We start from the raw sequence: 15,909 nt of genomic DNA on the forward strand, positions 1-15,909 counted from the left end.
GGACCTCGCCCATGAAGATCTGCTGGGTGACGCCCTTCGTCCTGCGCTCGTCGATCGGTCGCGTCGGCGCCGAGGTGTCCAAGGCCCTGGCCCAGCGAGGCCACCAGGTCGAAATCCTGCGCTGCGAGGACAAGGACGACCCGGCCGAGCCGCTGCACCCGACCGCCCTGCGCGTGCATCACTGGCGGTCCTACGACCTCTCGCGCCTGCGGACCGAGTTCGACGTGGTGGTGGTCAATATCGGCGACAACTATCCCTTCCACGCCGGCGTGTTCGCGATCCTGGACGCCGCGCCGTGCCTGGGGATCTTCCACGACTTCTATATCTACAACCTGTTCTCGGGCTGGCTGCACTACAACGGCCTTGACTATCGCCGGCACGACGCCGAGATCGTCGCGACCTATGGCGAGGCGGCCCTGCCGCACGCCGTGGCCGTCCGCTCGGGCCAGATGCTGGACATGGGCGAGATCGCCCGGCATCTGCCGATGACCGAGTGGCTGGCCGGCCGCTGCGAGGCCGCCCTGGCTCACGCCCAGTTCTACGCCCCCAAGCTGGAGGCCGTCGTCCAAGGCCCGGTCGCCGTGACGCCGCTGTGCTGCCCCGATCGCGCCACCCCGCCGGGGCCGCCGAAGGCCAAGCGCCAGCTGACGATCACCACGGTCGGGGTGATGAACCCCAACAAGCGCGTCGACGACGTGATCCGCGCCATCGGGGGCTCCGACGCCTTGAAGGCGTGCGTCTATCGCCTGGTGGGACCGATCTCTGACGCGGAGCGCGCCAAGCTGGAGGCCGCCGCCGCCGAGGTCGGGTTCGACAATCTGGTCATCGACGGCGCGGTCGACGACGACACCCTGGACCGCCGCCTCGACGAGGCCGACATCATGGTCGCCCTGCGCAAGCCGGTGCTGGAAGGCGCCTCGGGCTCGGCCTGCGAGGGCATGCTCAGCGGCCGCCCGACCGTGGTCGCCCGCGCCGGCTTCTACGGCGAGCTACCCGACGACCTGGTCTTCAAGATCGACGGCGAGATCGTGGTCGAGGAGTTGCGCGACGTGCTCGAGCGTCTGGTCGCCGATGAGGCCCTGCGCCGCGAGACCGGCAAGGCCGCCCGCGCCTGGGCGCTGGCCAACCTCAACGCCGCCCGCTACGCCGAGGCCATCGAGGGCCTGGCCCAGGCCCAGGTCACCAGCCGCCCTCTGCTGGCCGTCGGCCGCCGCATCGGCGGCGAGCTGACCGCCATGGGCTTGACCGACACCGACCCGGCCGCCGCGCGGATCGGCGCGACGCTACAGAAGCTGTTCGCGCCGCTCCCGATCTAGGCGCTCTTGCTTACCGGAGGCGCGCAATAGCGGTCGAGGAAGGCCTGGTGCTGCGGCAGCCGGGCCACCATGCCGTCGATGTTGCGCTTGAGGTCCTCCAGCGCGCCCTTCAACTGCAGAGCCGGCATCAACCGACCCATGTGGTGATAGGTCTGAGGCTGGATCCGCTGGCCCAGCAGAACCTGTAGCCAGGAGTCGACCAGGAACAGCTCTCCAGGAGCCTGGTAGACCTGAGCGCTCTGGCGGAAGAGCTCGATGCGCTGGACCAGGCTGTCGGGGATCTCCATCTCGCGCACGCGATCCCAGAACGGGCTGTCGGTCCGCTCGGTCGCCTTGTAGTGCAGGATGATGAAGTCGCGGATCTTCTCCAGCTCGTCGTTGGCCTGGCGGTTGTAGCGATCGACCGCCGCCTGGCTGATCCCGGCGAAGGGGAACAGCTGCATCAGCCGCGTCACGCCGATCATGATCAGGTGGATCGAGGTCGACTCCAGCGGCTCGACGAAGCCGCTGGCCAAGCCCAGGGCCACGACGTTCTTGTCCCAGGTCTTGCGGCGACGGCCCGTGCGATAGCGGATCAGTCGCGGCTCGATCAGGGTCTCGCCCTCGATCTCGCCCATCAACTTCGCGCGCGCATCGTCATCGGACATGAAGTCGCTGCAGTAGACGAGGCCATTGCCGACCCGGTGTTGGAGCGGGATCTTCCAGCGCCAACCCGCCTCGTGGGCGATCGCGCGGGTATAGGGGACGGCGGGCTCGGTCGAACGGGTCTGGACCGCCAGGGCGCTGTTGGTCGGCAGCCAATGGTCCCAGTCCTCGAAGCCGGCCTTCAGGGTCTGTTCGATCAGCAGGCCGCGGAAGCCGGTGCAGTCGACGAACAGGTCGCCCTCGACCACCTCGCCGCTCTGCATGACCAGGGCCTCGACGAAGCCGTCTTCCCCGCGCTGGCGGACGCTGGCGATCTTGCCCTCGACCCGGCGCACGCCGTCGGCCTCGGCCATGCCGCGCAGGAAACGGCCGTAGAGACCGGCGTCCAGGTGGTAGGCGTAGTTCAGCGGGCTCTCCTCGCCCGTATAGAACCTGTTCTGCTCGGCCGCCTTCAGCTCAAGGCAATAGTCGCCGAGATCACCGCCGAATCCCTGGTCGCGGGCCTGCATCCAGAAGTGATGGAAGCCGCCCATCCAGGTGGATTTGCCGACCTGACCGAACGAGTGGATGTAGCGGTCGCCGATCTCGCCCCAATTCTCGAACGAGATGCCCAGTTTGAAGGTCGCCTGGGTGGCGCGCATGAACTCGGCCTCGTCGATGCCGAGCAGCGCGTTGAAGGTGCGGGCCGTGGGGATCGTCGATTCCCCCACCCCGACCGTGCCGATGTCTTCGGACTCGACCAGGGTGATGTCGAGCAGCGGGCCTAGCTGCTTGGCCAGGGCCGCGGCGGCCATCCAGCCGGCGGTGCCGCCGCCCGCGATCACCACCTTGCGGATCGTCTGCTGGGTCATGACGCCCCTCCCCTCGTTCTTGTTATCGGTTCAGGCGGTCGAGCAGATAAGCCCGCAGCCGCCTGGCCTTGATCTCGTCCATCGGTCCCAGCGGTCCGCGCGCGGCCTCGGGCAAATGCGCCCCGGCGCGATCGGCGGGGCCGAACAGGTAGTAGTCGAACAGGACCTTCCAGCCCTGCTTCTCGAAGTCGGGCCGATCGCGCAGGCTCAGCAGGCCGTGCAGCAGGGTGGTCATCGGCGTGTCGACGAAGCCCGGCGAGGCGTTCCACCAGTAGTTCACCAGCACGTTGAACGGCTCCAGCGCCTCGACCTGGTGCCACCACAGGGCCGGATAGACGAGGACATCGCCGGGCTCGAGCTCGGCCACCTGGGCGCTCGCGATCGCTTCGCGGAAAAGCGGATGCCGCTCGAAGTCGGGCGTTTCGAAATCGACCAGGCTGACCACCTGGCCGCCGGGCGTCGGCTCCAAGGGTCCGGGATACAGGTTGGCGACCTGGTCTGGCGGGAACAGGGTGAAGCGCCGCCGGCCCACGGCGCAGACGGCGATATTGTTGGACATGTCGTAGTGGGCGGCGGCCGTCGTGCGGTTGCCGATCCAGATCCCGGCCATCGGCGGCTGCGGGCCGAACACCTCGGGGCCCAGGCCCAGGTCGTTGGCGGCCTTCAGGCTGGGGAAATAGGCGTCGAGATCGGTCGAGCCGACATAGACCGACGGGGCGTCATTTCGGCCCTCGACCTCTTCGAGGCGGCGCAGAAAGGTCTCCAGCGGCGCGCGCTCGGCCTTGAAGTTCATGGCCGTCCGGGTCTCGTCGTAGAAGAACCGGCCCTTGATCGACGGCTCGCCGCTATAGCCCACCACCCGGCCGCCCTGGTCGTGAGCGCGGATGTAGTCGCGCGCCGCTTGGCTGGATTCGAGGCCTGCCAGCACAAGCGGCCAATCCCGCGCCAGGCCCTTGAAGATCATCGGCGTCTGGCCGGCCAGCACGGCGTCGAACGGGATCTGGGCCGGCGTCGCGACCGTGGTCTCCAGCGTCCGGCGGGCCGTCAGGGCGGTCACGTCAGGCCAATCCCGCGGAAGAGGCGCGCTTGCGGGTCTTACGGGCGATCAGGTCCTCGATATTGCCCATCGAGGCGATCAGGGCCCAGGCCGCGCGCAGCAGGCCCGACTGGTGCAGCCGCTCCAGGTCCGTCCCGGCGACGGCCGCCAGGCGATCGGGCGCCAGGGTGAAGACGTCCGGCACGTCATAGCTGGTCTGGTCGTCCAGCTTGATCTCGATGTCGATCGGCTCGATCAGGCCCAGTTCGTCGAAGGCCGCGAACATCGGGCCGGCCACCTCCAGACCTTCGTGGATGAGGCTCAGCGTGCGGTTGACGCTCTGCAGGTAGGGCGCGACGCCGCCGGCTGGCAGAAACAGGCGCTCGCCCGCGTCACGGCTGACACGCGGGTGGTCGAGGTCGACATGGATCATCGGCCGCGGCTCGGCGCCCAGCGCGTCGCGTTGCAGGGCGATCGAGAACGGGCCGCGCCGCTGGACGGCCGGGATGTAGCGGGCGTTCCAGCCGGTCTCGTCGAGGAACAGGTTCTCGTCGCGGTCCAGGCCCAGCAGCGCCACGGCTTGATAGGCGCCAGCGTCGTCCTTGCGGATCAGGATCGGATATTCGCGCTGAGCCGCTTCGAACTCGGTCGGCAGGAGCAGCGTCTGGTTCAGGCCGTCGCCGTACGCGACGCCGTGCTCGGCGATCACCCGCAGCTCGGCGTGATCGACGTTGTTGAGAAGCACTCGGTTCATGTCGGCCAACTCATGCTCGCGAATGGCTACTTCAAAGGAAGAAAGGGGCCGCCGCAAGCGGCGACCCCTTCATCCACTTCCAGGACTTCCGGTCTAGAAGCGGTAGCGAGCGCCGAGCAGGAAGCGGCGATCGATTTCCTGACCGAACCACAGCTCGTTTTCGTCACGAGCATAGGTGCGCAGGTGCTCCTTGGTCAGGTTGAGGCCTTCCAGCGAGATCGCCAGCTTCGGCGTCACGTCGTAGTTGACGCTGAAGTCCACTTGGCCGAACGGCGCGACATAGACCGGGTTGCGCGAACCACCGCGGTTGGTGGCTTGCAGGAACTTGTCACGCCAGTTGTAGATCAGACGGGCCGAGATCCCGTTCTTGTCGTAGATCAGCGTGGCGTTGGCCGTGTCCGACAGACCCAGCAGCGCGAACTGATCTTGCGACGGATCCACGCCGTTATCGAAGCCGACGTCGCCGCGCACCAGCGTGTAGGCCCCGGAGACGCCGAAGCCGGTGTCGCCGAAGAAGTGCTGGGCCGCGATTTCGAAGCCGTGGATCTTGCCGGTCTTGTTGTTGATCGGCTGCGAGATCTGGAAGTTGAACAGCGGGTCGCTGCTGTTGGCCGCGATGTCGGTGGCCGCCAGGATCTGATCGACGAAGGCCTGGTTCAGGTCGCCGCCGGAGATGCGGTTGGCCTGGAACTGCGTCGTCGCCGCCGCCACCGAGCCGGTCCGCTGGATCAGGGCCGTCATGGTGAACAGGTTCACGTCGGTCTGGTTGGCGCCGATGGCCGTCAGAGCGGTCTTGGCGTCGCCCGAACGGGTGCCCGCCGCGCCCGAACTCGGGTCACGTAGGCCGAACAGGTTGCCGTTCTTGGTGCCCGTACCGACAAAGTTGTTCACCCGCTTCTCGAAGAAGCCAGCCGATATGTAGCTGCTCGGCTTGTAGTACCACTCCACCGACACATCGAAGTTGTCCGAGATCAGCGGTTCCAAATCCGGGTTGCCCGAAGAGCCGAGCGGGATGGCCCCATTGGCGACCGGACGGTTCGGCGCGCCAGCCGACTGGGAGGCGAACAGGTTGCCGTATTCCGGACGCGCGACCGTGCGGCTGAACGAGAAGCGGGTGGTCAGGTTGTCCCGCAGGTCGACGCGGAAGTCCATCGAGGGCAGCAGGTTGTTGTATTTGCCCTTGCCGGAGATCGGTTGGTAGGTGCTCGAGGTCTGGACCGTGAAGTCGTTGTCGGCGGTCCACACGATGGCGCTGGGCGTGCGCACCAGCGACGTCGAGGTGACATCCGTCCGCTCGTAGCGAACGCCGGTAACCAACTCGGCCGGGAGACCGGCCAGTTCGGCCTTCCAGGTCACTTGGCCATAGACCGACGCTATGTTTTCCTTGACGCGGTTGTTGTCCTGGCCGGTGACCCCGACAGCGTTGCCCAGAGCCGCGTAGGGCTTGGACAAGGCGTTGTAGAGGTCGATCGCGTTGGCGCGGAAGGACACGAGGCCAGCGCCCGTCTGCTTCAGATCAAACGAGTTGAACTGGCAGGCCAGGCAGAATTGCTTCACCAGGCTGCCCGCGTACTGCTGGACGTCGCGCGGCGAGGAGATGCCCCAGCTGCCCAGGTCCTGCTGGGTGTTCAGGCTGGTCTGGATCATGGTCGAAGTGCGGTAGTCAGCCCCGAAGTCGAAGCGGCTGCCGTTGTCGTCCAAGTCCCAACGACCGTCGAGTCGGACTTCCTTGACCTTCTGCTGCTGGCGTTGGGCCGAGGTGCGGGCCACCTGGCTGCCCAGGTCACCGGCGTCCAGCACGCCGTTGCCATTGCCGCGCGGCGCCGCGTCGTTGATGCTGATGGTCTGCACCGGCACCGTGCCGCTGTAATCGACGCTGTGGGCGGAGACGACCGGCGCGCCGATCGAAACCGAGGTCATGCTGGTGCCGTTCGGGGCGTCCGGACGGCTGTCGGCCTTGGAGACGTGGCCGTCCAGGGTCAGGCTGAAGCGGTCATTGACCTTCCAGTCGCCGTTGAAGCCGACCGACTTCAGCGTGTCCTTGGTGGCGCGGTACTGCTGCTCGAAGCCCATGTCCTTGGTGCCCGAAAGCGTTTCGGACAGCAGGACGGCGGTGGCGACGACGGGGTTCTTGTCGAACGTCACCTTGTCGAACGGACGATTGAACCAGTTGGTGCTGTCGTTGCGGCGTTCGAACTGCTTGTTCTGGGCGTACAGCCCGTCCACGGTGAAGGTCAGGTTTTCGACGGGACGGTACTGGACCGACATCTGGCCGTTGATGCGCTCACGCTCGCCTTGCGAGAAGTGGTAACGGCTGTCGTTCGGGATCGCGACCAGGGTCGAGCCGCTGGCCGGCGCGTTGGTGATCTGGGTCGCGCCGCCATTACGGACGAAACCGTTGGCGGGATTGATGAAATCCGAATAGGTCCGGATGTTCCAGTCGTTCGAGGTGGTGCTACGGCTGGTGAAGTCCCGCTTCTGATAGCTGCCGAACGCCGAGACGCCGAACTTCTCGCTGTCATCGGCCCAGTTCAGCAGGCCCGAAACTTCCGGCGTGAACTTGTGGCCGAAGTCGTCGACCTTCTTGTCCATGCTGGTGTCGTAAACGCCCTTGACGCCGATGCTGCCCGTCAAACCGGGCTTGCCATCCAGCGGACGACGGGTCTTGACGTTGATCGTGGCGCCGATGCCGCCCGTCGGAATGGCCGCGCGGCCGGTCTTGTAGACCTCCAGCGTGGTCACACCTTCCGAAGCCAGGTTCGAGAAGTCGAATGAGCGGCTGGTGCCCGACGCGAAGTCGGCCGACTGGTCGCCACCGACCGTGGCGACCTTGGCGGTGGGCATCGAGCGGCCGTTCAGAGTCACCAGGTTGAAGCTGGGACCAAAGCCGCGGACCGTGACCTGCGAGCCTTCGCCGTTGGTGCGGTCGATGGACACGCCGGTGATCCGCTGCAGGGATTCGGCGAGGTTGGTGTCCGGGAACTTGCCGATATCCTCGGCGGAGATGGCGTCGACGACGCCGCTGTTGTTGCGCTTGATCGCGATCGACCGTTCGAGCGAAGCGCGGATGCCGGTGACGACGATTTCGTCGACGGCGGTGTTTTCTTGGGTCTGCTGAGCCAGCGCTGAGCTGGCGAACATGGCCGCCGTGATGGCGACGCAAGAGGCAGACGCGTGCAAGCGACGAAGCCGCTTCATAGGCCGTTCCCCCTAATTAGCCCCTGTGGGGCGCTGTTTTTGTTACGCGCCGGAAGCATTTCCGACTGCTCTTCCCGTCCCGCGAGCCCTGGAGAAACAACCAACGCACGAGGTACTAGTTAGCGGTAACATCGGTCGCGGACCGTCGCAATGGCAAAATGACAGCGCTGGCAAGATTTTTTCAAGCCCGTTTGAGCCGGTTTTTATGACCACTGAATTGGACAATTCCCGCCATTTCGGAAGGCTGGCGACACGACGGATCCTGGCCTTCGCGCCCTGGTTGCTCACTATTTCAGGATGGTAACCGGTGTCCCGCGGACAAATCGGCGGCTGGAGCGTGGCGGCAGAAAGTGTGAGCGGTTTCGGCGCCCGCCACGCTCTAAATGTTTGAGGCAGAGCCGGTTTATCCGTTTCCGATGGTCCACCGGAGACGGACAGGCTCTACAGCCGCATGCGGATTCCGAAACCGAACGAGCGCCCCGAGCGGCCGATCTGCAGCGGACGGTCGCGCTGGCCCTCGTAGGCGGCCTCGACCGTGTCGGTCAGGTTGCTGGCCTCGACGTACAGCGAGACGCGGGGGCTCAGGTCGTAGGAACCGGCCGCGTCGAGATAGCCGGCGCTGGCGACCACGAAGCTGGACACCCCTCCCCCCTGCATGTCGGCCTCGGAGCCGAACGGCGAGCGCCAGGTCCAAGAGAGGTGGGCGTGTAAAGGGCCACGCTCGACGAAGGGACTGATCGACCAGGACAGGCGCGAGACGCCGTTCAGCCGGCCGCGCCGGCCCTGGTCGTCGCGGCTGGCGGCGTCGACCCAGGTGGCGCTGGTCCAGACCCCGATCCCGTGGGCGAAGCGCCGGCTGAAGGCGGCCTCGAGGCCGGTCACCTTGGCCTTGCCCGCGTTGCGCGGCCTGGACATTGTCACCGTGGCCACGACCGGCGGCCCCGCGCGGGTGGCGAAGGTCAGGCGCTCGGGCCGGGCCGAGACGACGATGAAGTCGTCGATGGTCTTGTGGAACAGCGCCAGGCTGACACCGCCGAAGTCCCCGAACTCTCGCTCCAATGAGAGGTCGTAGTTGGTGGCCAGGTACGGCTTCAGCTCCGGATTGCCGCCGATGCCGGAGAACAGGGTCCCCGGCGAAGGATGGTCGATCTCCGCCTGGCCGCGCTGGTAGAGGATCGAGACGAGGCTGCTGGCGGGGACCGTGGCCGAGCGCAGATCCGCCAGCGACGGCCGGGTGATGCTGCGCGAGGCGGCCAGCCGCAGCCGCCAGTGCTGGTCGAGGGTGATGGCGAGGTTGGCGCTGGGCAGGGTCACGGCGTGGGCGCCCGTATAGCGGACCGGCTTGACGTCCATGGAGCCCGTCGTGGAGACGCCCAGCAGCGTGCCGGTCACCTCCGTTCGGGTCCGGGCGGTCCGCAAACCGACATTGCCCGTGGCCGGCAGGCCCAGGACGCTCGTGGCGAAGTCCAGGCGACCGTAGGCGGCCTTGATGCGCTCGCCGACCTTGTAGGAACCCTGCAGATCCGCGCCGGTCGGGACCAGATCCTCGGCGTCGACGATCACCCGGTCGGCCTCGCCCGGCAGCACGAAGCCGGCGCGGAAGGCGGTGAAGTCGGCCGACGTCCAGGCCGGCGGTCGCGCGGCGATCAGCCGGTCGAAGGCCTCGCCGGGCGTGCCGATATCGAAGAAGCCGGCGTCGACGACCGTCCCGGCCCGCGGCGCGGCCTCGCGGTCGCGGCGCTGGAAGTCGCGCCCCCGATCGGTGACCTGCCCGCCCAGGCGCAGACGCTCGAACCGCAGGGGTCCCAGCGTCCAGTCGACCGGCCGCTCGGCGGCGACCAGTCCGGTGACGTCGTGGTCGTCCACGTGGGTGGCGCGGACGCCATAGCGCGAGAAGGTCAATTGGGCGGGATCGGTCAGGTCGAACGACGTCGACAGCAGCGGCGCCTTGCGGCGCTCGATGAGATCGGACCCCAGGTCGAAGCTGTAGGAGACTCCCAGCGGGCTGACCGCGCCGATCCGCTGCAGCGGCGTATCGAGGTTGGAACGGGCGCTGGACAGGCTGAGGCGCGGCTCCAGGGTCCAGGCGCCGGCTTCGGCCTTCATGGCCAGACTTAAGGACACGTTCTCATGGACCTGGTCGGAGACCTCCAGGTTGTTGCCGATCTGGCCGTCGGTGACGCGGCCGCCGAGCAGAGTGCGGCCCTCGATCCGCGCGTCGCCCGCCGCCAGGACCTGGGCCGCGTAGTCCCCGATCCCGTAGACGATGCGATCCTCGCGGATGCTGTTGTCGAAACGCGAGGCCAGGGCGTCGAGATAGAGGGTGACGGTCGGCGCGACCCGCCACTCGGCCCCGACGAAGGCCGTGGTTCGCGCCCGTTGCTCCTGCTCGATGGTGGTTCGGATGTCCTCGGGAACGGTCCACGACGCGCCGTTGATGACAAGGTCGCGATAGCGCGAGATCTGGAAGCGGTCGTACTGGACTTCGCGCCGCTCGGTGGAGACGCCGGCGACCACGCCCAACCGACCGTCGGCGCGCCGCCAGCGGCCAGAGATGGCGACATCCGGCGACACGGCGTCCGAACGGAGCTCGGCGTGAGCGTCGGCGCGGATCGACAGGTAGGACGCCCCCTCCAGCCCGCGCACCGTGCGGATATCGATGTTCGAGCCGATGCCCCCGTCCACCAGATCGGCCGTCGCCGACTTGGCCACCACCGCCCCCGCCAGCAAATCGGCCGAGAGGGCGCGGAACCGGAACTGCCGGCCGCTCTGGGTGGAGTTGCGGATGTTCTCGTTGAACGCCACCGGCGCCCCGTTCAGGGTCACCGACTGGAACAGCGGCCCCAGGCCCCGGACGCTGACGAACTGCCCCTCGCCCACCTCGCGCTCGATGGCCACCCCCGGTACGCGCTGCAGGGCCTCGGCGAGGTTGGCGGCCGGGAGTTCGCCGATCCGGCCGGCCGAGACGGCGTCGACGATGGCGTCGGCGCGCCGCTTCTGGAGAAGAGAGTCCTCGATGCCGGCCACGAAGGCGGCGGTGATCGTAACCGCGTCCAGGTCGACCGGCGCTTCGGGAGCCGGCGCGGTGCGAGGCGGCGTGGACGCCGCTTCGGCCCAGACCCGCACCGAGGCGCGGTCGACGATCTCGTAGCGCAGGCCCGTGCCCGCCAGAAGGCGCTTCAGAGCCTCCGGCCACGGCATGGTCCCGGAAACCGCATTGGCGCGATAGGCATGACCCGGCTCGGTCGACAGAGCGAAGGCGCAGCCGGCCTTCAGGCACAGGGTCATCAGGGCGGCGCGGGCGTCCTGGGCGGGGATGTCGAAGCGCGGCGCGGGCCCTTGCGCGAACGCCGGCGCGGCCGCGGCCAGCGCCGCGATCGTCAGGGCGGGCACGCGACGGAAGGACATGCGGCGACTGGTGAAAACCCCCGGCGCTGCTGGGCGCCCAGGGTCTGGTACCGCCGCTTCGTGACAGACTTGCGAAGAGCCTGCCCTGATCGGCTTGTTCAAGCCGAGCAGGATAAGCAGGCTCGCCCAAAAGAACCGGCCTGCTCGCGAGAAGGCCCTATCTCGCGGTGGCGACAACCTCGTCCGGACCGGTGCGCTTCAGCATCACCGGCAGCACCTTGGCGGCGCGGTCGATCACCGTCCCGCGGCCGTCCAGCGGCAGCATGGCGGTGACACGCTGGCGACCCAGGGCCGGGTCGGCCAGGCGGATCCTGGCGTCGGTGTAGCGGTCCAGTTCGGCCAGCACCTCGGACAGCGCCGCGTCCTGGAACACCAGCCGGCGCTGGCGCCAGGCGACGGCGGTCGCCGGGTCGATCCGGGCCTCGCGCCGCACCGCGCCGCCGGCCTGGTAGGTGACCTGGTCGCCGGGGACGAGACGGACGGGCTCGGCCGAGAGTCGGGGCTGCGAAACCTCGACCGAGCCCTCCAGCAGCTCCACCCGGGCACGGCCGTCGCGGAGGCTCGTGGCGAAGTGGGTGCCGGTGACGATGACTTGCCGGTCGACCAGGGCCACCTGGAACGGGTGGACCTTGTCATGGGCGACCGCGAAATAGGCCGCGCCCCTATCCAGGGCGAGGCGACGGACCTTGCCGTCGACCTTGGCGCGCAGGGTGGTGGCGGTATCCAGCGTGACGACCGAGCCGTCGGCCAGGGTCACGTCGCGGATCTCGCCGACGGCGGTCGTGTAGGTCGCGGCGCCGGCCAGCGGATCCCGCAGGCGCGTGACCAGCGTCGGCGCAATCGCCACGGCCAGTACGGTGGCGACGAGACCGCCAGCCAGGGCGACGGGCGTCCAGCCGGGCTTTTTCGGACGACGCGCGACCATCGGCGCCGGTGGGATCAGGTTCAGCTCGCCGACGAGTTCGGCCCGCAGGTCGCGCGTGTCGCGCAGCAGACCCTTGGCGTCCTGATAGTCGGCGAGGTTCTTCGGATCGACCGCCAGCCAGCGCTCGAAGGCCGCCAAGGTCGAGCGCGGCGCATCGGGACGGCCCAGGCGCACGACCCAGTCCTCCGCGGTGCGCGGCTTGGCTTCGAACAGGCTGGCGAGACGATCGAGCATCTTGGCGGTTAGGCCTTCCCAATGAGCAGCGTGGACCGGTCTTGCCCGGGGCGCATCTTCACAACGATCCACAAGCGCGACACCTCAGGTCCCCCGCGCGGCTTTCAGCCGACGTAGCGCCTCGGCCAGGTGCTTTTCCACCATGCTGACCGACACGCCGAGGCGGTCGGCGATCTGGCGGTAGCTGAGGTCCTCGAAGCGATGCAGCAGGAAGGCGTCGCGGCAGCGGGGCGGCAGCTCGCGGATGGCGGCGGCGACGCCGGCCAGGTCCTGGCGGGCGATCGAGCGGCGGTCGGCGGCCGGGTCCTCGCTGGGCGCGTTCTCCCAGGCCGCGGTCGTGTCGTCGGTATCGAGCCACAAGGTGCGGGCCCGCTCGCGGCCGGCCTGCTTCCAGTGGTCCTTCAGAAGGTTCTTGGCGATGGCGAACAGCAGCGGCCGGCTGTCGGCCTGGCCGATCACATGGCCGGCGCGATGAAAGCGGGCGAAGGTCTCCTGGACGATGTCCTCGGCGTCCTCCAGCGACTGGCCGCGCCGCTGGAGAAACAGCACCAGTTCGGCGCGCAGCCCCGTCATGCCGCTTCCCCAATCACGCCCCTTGGGCGGACGCGCCGAAGCGCTCCCCCCGGCGAAGGGGGGAGCGCGCCCGGTGATGGCGTCCAGCGGGCTCAGAAGTTCATCCGCAGGCCGAGCGAGAAGCGCCGTCCCGACTTCTCGTACATGGTCGGGAACGACGGATCCATCGTGTAGCCCTTGGTGACCTCGTCGGTGACGTTGATCCCCTCCAGGCTCAGCTGGATGCGCTCGTTGACGTTGTAGCTGACCGAGATGTCGGTCTGGCCGTAGCCCGAACGCCAGATCGGATACATCTCGTAGCCGATGCCTTCGACGTACTTGCCCTTGTAGTTATAGGACACGCGCGCCTGGAACTTGTCGTTCTCGTAGTAGAGCGTGAGGTTGTAGGCCTTGTCGGCCAGGCCCACCGGCGGGGTCGGGACGCCGATGATCGACTGGCCGCTCAGCGAGCTGTCCAGGATCGTGTAGTTGGCGTTGACGCCGAAGCCCTTGGCCGGCTCCCACAGCAGGCCGAACGGCACGATGGCCACCAGTTCGACGCCGTCGACATTGTACGAACCCGCGGCGTTGATCGGCTGGTAGACATCGAAGTCGTAGACGCCGTCGACCGTGCCGTTGGCGTTGTACTTGGTGACGCCCTTGACCGTGCCCGTCAGGGCCTGGCGGACGACGCCCTCGATCTTCTTCTTGAAGTACGAGACGGCCAGCAGGCCGCCTTCCGGCAGGTACTTCTCGAGGCCGACTTCATACTGCTCGGCGAAGGTCGGTTTCAGGTTCGGGTTGCCGTCGGTGAAGCGGAACGAGTTCCAGCTGGCCGTGCGCTTGTAGGCCAGATCCGTCAGGGCCGGACGCATCAGGGTCTTCGACGCCGCGCCGCGCAGCACGATGCTGTCGGTGATGTCGGCGGTGAAGTTCACGCTGGGCAGCAGCTTGTTGTAGCTGCCGTCGCTGGACACCGGCGCGGGGGTGTAGGTCGTGCCGCCGGTCGAGGTCTGGACCTGGTGGTAACCCGACGAGGTAATCGAGGTGTCGACGTAGCGAACGCCGCCGTTCACCGCCACCGGCACGGGGCCGACGTCGAAGCCCAGGTCGGCCATGGCGTACAGGCTCGTGACCTTCTCATCGACCTTGTAGTAGTCGCCCGGCGTGAACGGCGTGGTGAAGCCGGCGTAGCGGAAGGTCTTGCGCGCGTAGTCGTTGGAGATCTGGCTCCAGGTGATGTCGCGGACCGTGTAGTCGCCGCCCGGCACCAGATCGCCGATCGGGGTCAGCGTGCTGTCGGCCATGGTGCGGGTGTTGAGCCAGGCGGTGCTGCCCGGACCCGGTCCCTGGATGTTCAGCGCGCCGTAGCGGCGCTCCTTGGACTTGTCGGTGTAGCGGGCGCCGACCTGGATGGTCTTCAGCGCCGGGAAGAAGCCGATCGAGAACTCTTTCGTGTAGTCGGCCTGGGCCGCGTACTTGTCGTCGGTGATCTTCTCGAGAGACGTCTCATAGGCCTCGAACAGGTACTTCGACGGCGAATTGTACATGTCGATCGAGGCCGGGTTGGCGCTCTTGATCGTCTCGCCGCCGGTGGCCGTCCAGCGGGTGCGCGACGGGGCGTAGGCCACGTGCTTCAGGTTCGAATAGTCGAGCGTCTTCTTGGCGCCCGAATAGCCGGCCAGGGCGTGCAGCTTCCAGGTCTCGCCGCGCCAGTTCAGGTCCGTGCCGAACTGGGCGTAGTCGGTCTTGTTGATCTGCTCCTTGCTGAGCATCTCGTGCTGGGTCGCGGTGTACGAGACGTCGCGCAGCACGACCATGTTGTAGTCGGCCAGGGTGGTCTTGTCGTAGCTGTGGATGGTCTCCAGCGTGCTCTTGCTCGAGGCCGAATAGGCGGCCGCGTCGTACTGGTCCTCGGTGGCGTCGTAGCCGCCCAGCATCAGGTCGAAGGCGATGTCGAAATTCGCCGAGGGCTTGTACTGCAGCGAAGCGGTGCCGCCCCACTGGTCCTGGGTGTTCAGGTAGGCGCGGTCGCCGACCTTGTCCTGGAAGATGATGCGGCCGGTCTCGTTGCGATTGGTGTTGCTCTTGACGACGACGCCGGCGTCGCGGGCCAGGACGGCGGCGGCCTGCGAGGCGCGCGTGCCGCCGGCTTCCAGGAAGCGGAACATCGGGCGGAAGTTGATGCCCGAGTTGGAGTCGGTGCGGTTCGTGCGGCGCGCGGCCGAGAACGACACCAGGCCGCCCCAGTTCCCCCACGTATCGCTGGCCAGGAAGGCGACCTTCGGGTCGGTCTTCTTGGAGATAGAGTTGTAGGCGCCTTCGGTCGAGGCGATCAGCTTGCGGCCGCTGTAGTCGAACGGGCGGGCCGTCGAGATGTAGATCGAACCGGCGATGCCGCCTTCCTCGTCCGAGGCGCGCGGCGACTTCTGCACGGTCACCTGCTGGATGACTTCCGAGGCGAAGATGTCGAACTCGACGTCGCGGCCGCCGCTGCCCGAGGCCGTGGCCAGGTTGTTGATGGTGACGAAGGTGAACTCGCTGGGCAGGCCACGGACGCTGACCCGGCCCCCAAGGCCCTTGTTGCGCTCGATGGTCACGCCGGGCATGCGCTGCAGCGCCTCGGCCAGGTTCTGCTCGGGGAAGTTGGCGACATCGGTGGCCACGATCGAGTCCGAGAAGCCGATCGTCTCGCGCTTCATGTCCACGGCCTTTTCCAGGCTGCGGCGATAGCTGCCGGTGACGACGATCTCTTCGACCTGTGCGTTCTCGGCGGTCGCGGCGGCCACGGCCTGGGCTTGGGCGCCCGTGGCCGAGAACAGGCCGATGGCGGCGCAGCTGGTCATCAGCCAGGCCAGGTGGCGCGCACGGCCGCCGTTCGTGTTCAGTCCGATCATCCGCTCAATCCCCGAGGTGTTGTTGCGACGGCGGGAGGACCGAACACACTGGTTCGGCCCACGCCCCCGACGGCTTCAACGACGGCCCCGGAC

Annotated in this window: 9 protein-coding genes; 1 reads left to right on the forward strand and 8 read right to left on the reverse strand. The window is 67.6% G+C overall.

Going from position 1 to position 15,909, the window contains the following annotated elements; genetic code table 11:
* Positions 1-11 precede the first annotated feature (11 nt).
* Positions 12-1,316 carry a glycosyltransferase family 4 protein gene (locus tag AC07R7_RS02575; protein ID WP_492883127.1) on the forward strand — a complete coding sequence of 435 codons (1,305 nt, stop codon included), beginning with the start codon at positions 12-14 and terminating at the stop codon, positions 1,314-1,316.
* On the opposite strand, the gene AC07R7_RS02580 is transcribed toward AC07R7_RS02575, so the two are convergent.
* The 8 genes from AC07R7_RS02580 to AC07R7_RS02615 form a co-directional block, all read right to left on the reverse strand.
* The gene (locus AC07R7_RS02580; RefSeq protein ID WP_494634028.1) at positions 1,313-2,812 is read right to left on the reverse strand and encodes a tryptophan halogenase family protein; all 1,500 of its coding nucleotides are present in this window, start codon (positions 2,810-2,812) and stop codon (positions 1,313-1,315) included. The genes AC07R7_RS02575 and AC07R7_RS02580 overlap by 4 nt on opposite strands.
* Positions 2,813-2,834: 22 nt before the next feature.
* On the reverse strand, positions 2,835-3,869 hold the full coding sequence (locus AC07R7_RS02585) for a cupin-like domain-containing protein (protein ID WP_492883123.1): 1,035 nt from the start codon (positions 3,867-3,869) through the stop codon (positions 2,835-2,837).
* A 1-nt stretch (position 3,870) separates the two neighbouring features.
* Positions 3,871-4,602 (reverse strand): SapC family protein, encoded by a 732-nt coding sequence (locus AC07R7_RS02590; RefSeq protein ID WP_492883121.1) that lies wholly within the window; start codon positions 4,600-4,602, stop codon positions 3,871-3,873.
* A gap of 93 nt (positions 4,603-4,695) precedes the next feature.
* Positions 4,696-7,800 carry a TonB-dependent receptor gene (locus AC07R7_RS02595; protein WP_494634029.1) on the reverse strand — a complete coding sequence of 1,035 codons (3,105 nt, stop codon included), beginning with the start codon at positions 7,798-7,800 and terminating at the stop codon, positions 4,696-4,698.
* Between the two features lie 441 nt (positions 7,801-8,241).
* Positions 8,242-11,208, reverse strand: a complete 2,967-nt coding sequence (locus tag AC07R7_RS02600) for a TonB-dependent receptor (protein ID WP_494634030.1) — start codon at positions 11,206-11,208, stop codon at positions 8,242-8,244.
* Between the two features lie 157 nt (positions 11,209-11,365).
* Positions 11,366-12,367 (reverse strand): FecR family protein, encoded by a 1,002-nt coding sequence (locus AC07R7_RS02605; RefSeq protein WP_494634031.1) that lies wholly within the window; start codon positions 12,365-12,367, stop codon positions 11,366-11,368.
* A gap of 84 nt (positions 12,368-12,451) precedes the next feature.
* A complete protein-coding gene (locus AC07R7_RS02610; RefSeq protein WP_494634032.1) occupies positions 12,452-12,940 on the reverse strand; it encodes an RNA polymerase sigma factor in 489 nt (162 codons plus the stop codon).
* Positions 12,941-13,032: 92 nt separating this feature from the next.
* On the reverse strand, positions 13,033-15,816 hold the full coding sequence (locus AC07R7_RS02615) for a TonB-dependent receptor (protein WP_492883113.1): 2,784 nt from the start codon (positions 15,814-15,816) through the stop codon (positions 13,033-13,035).
* Between the last annotated feature and the right edge of the window lie 93 nt (positions 15,817-15,909).

This window comes from Caulobacter sp. GW821-FHT05F04 (genome assembly GCF_059419665.1).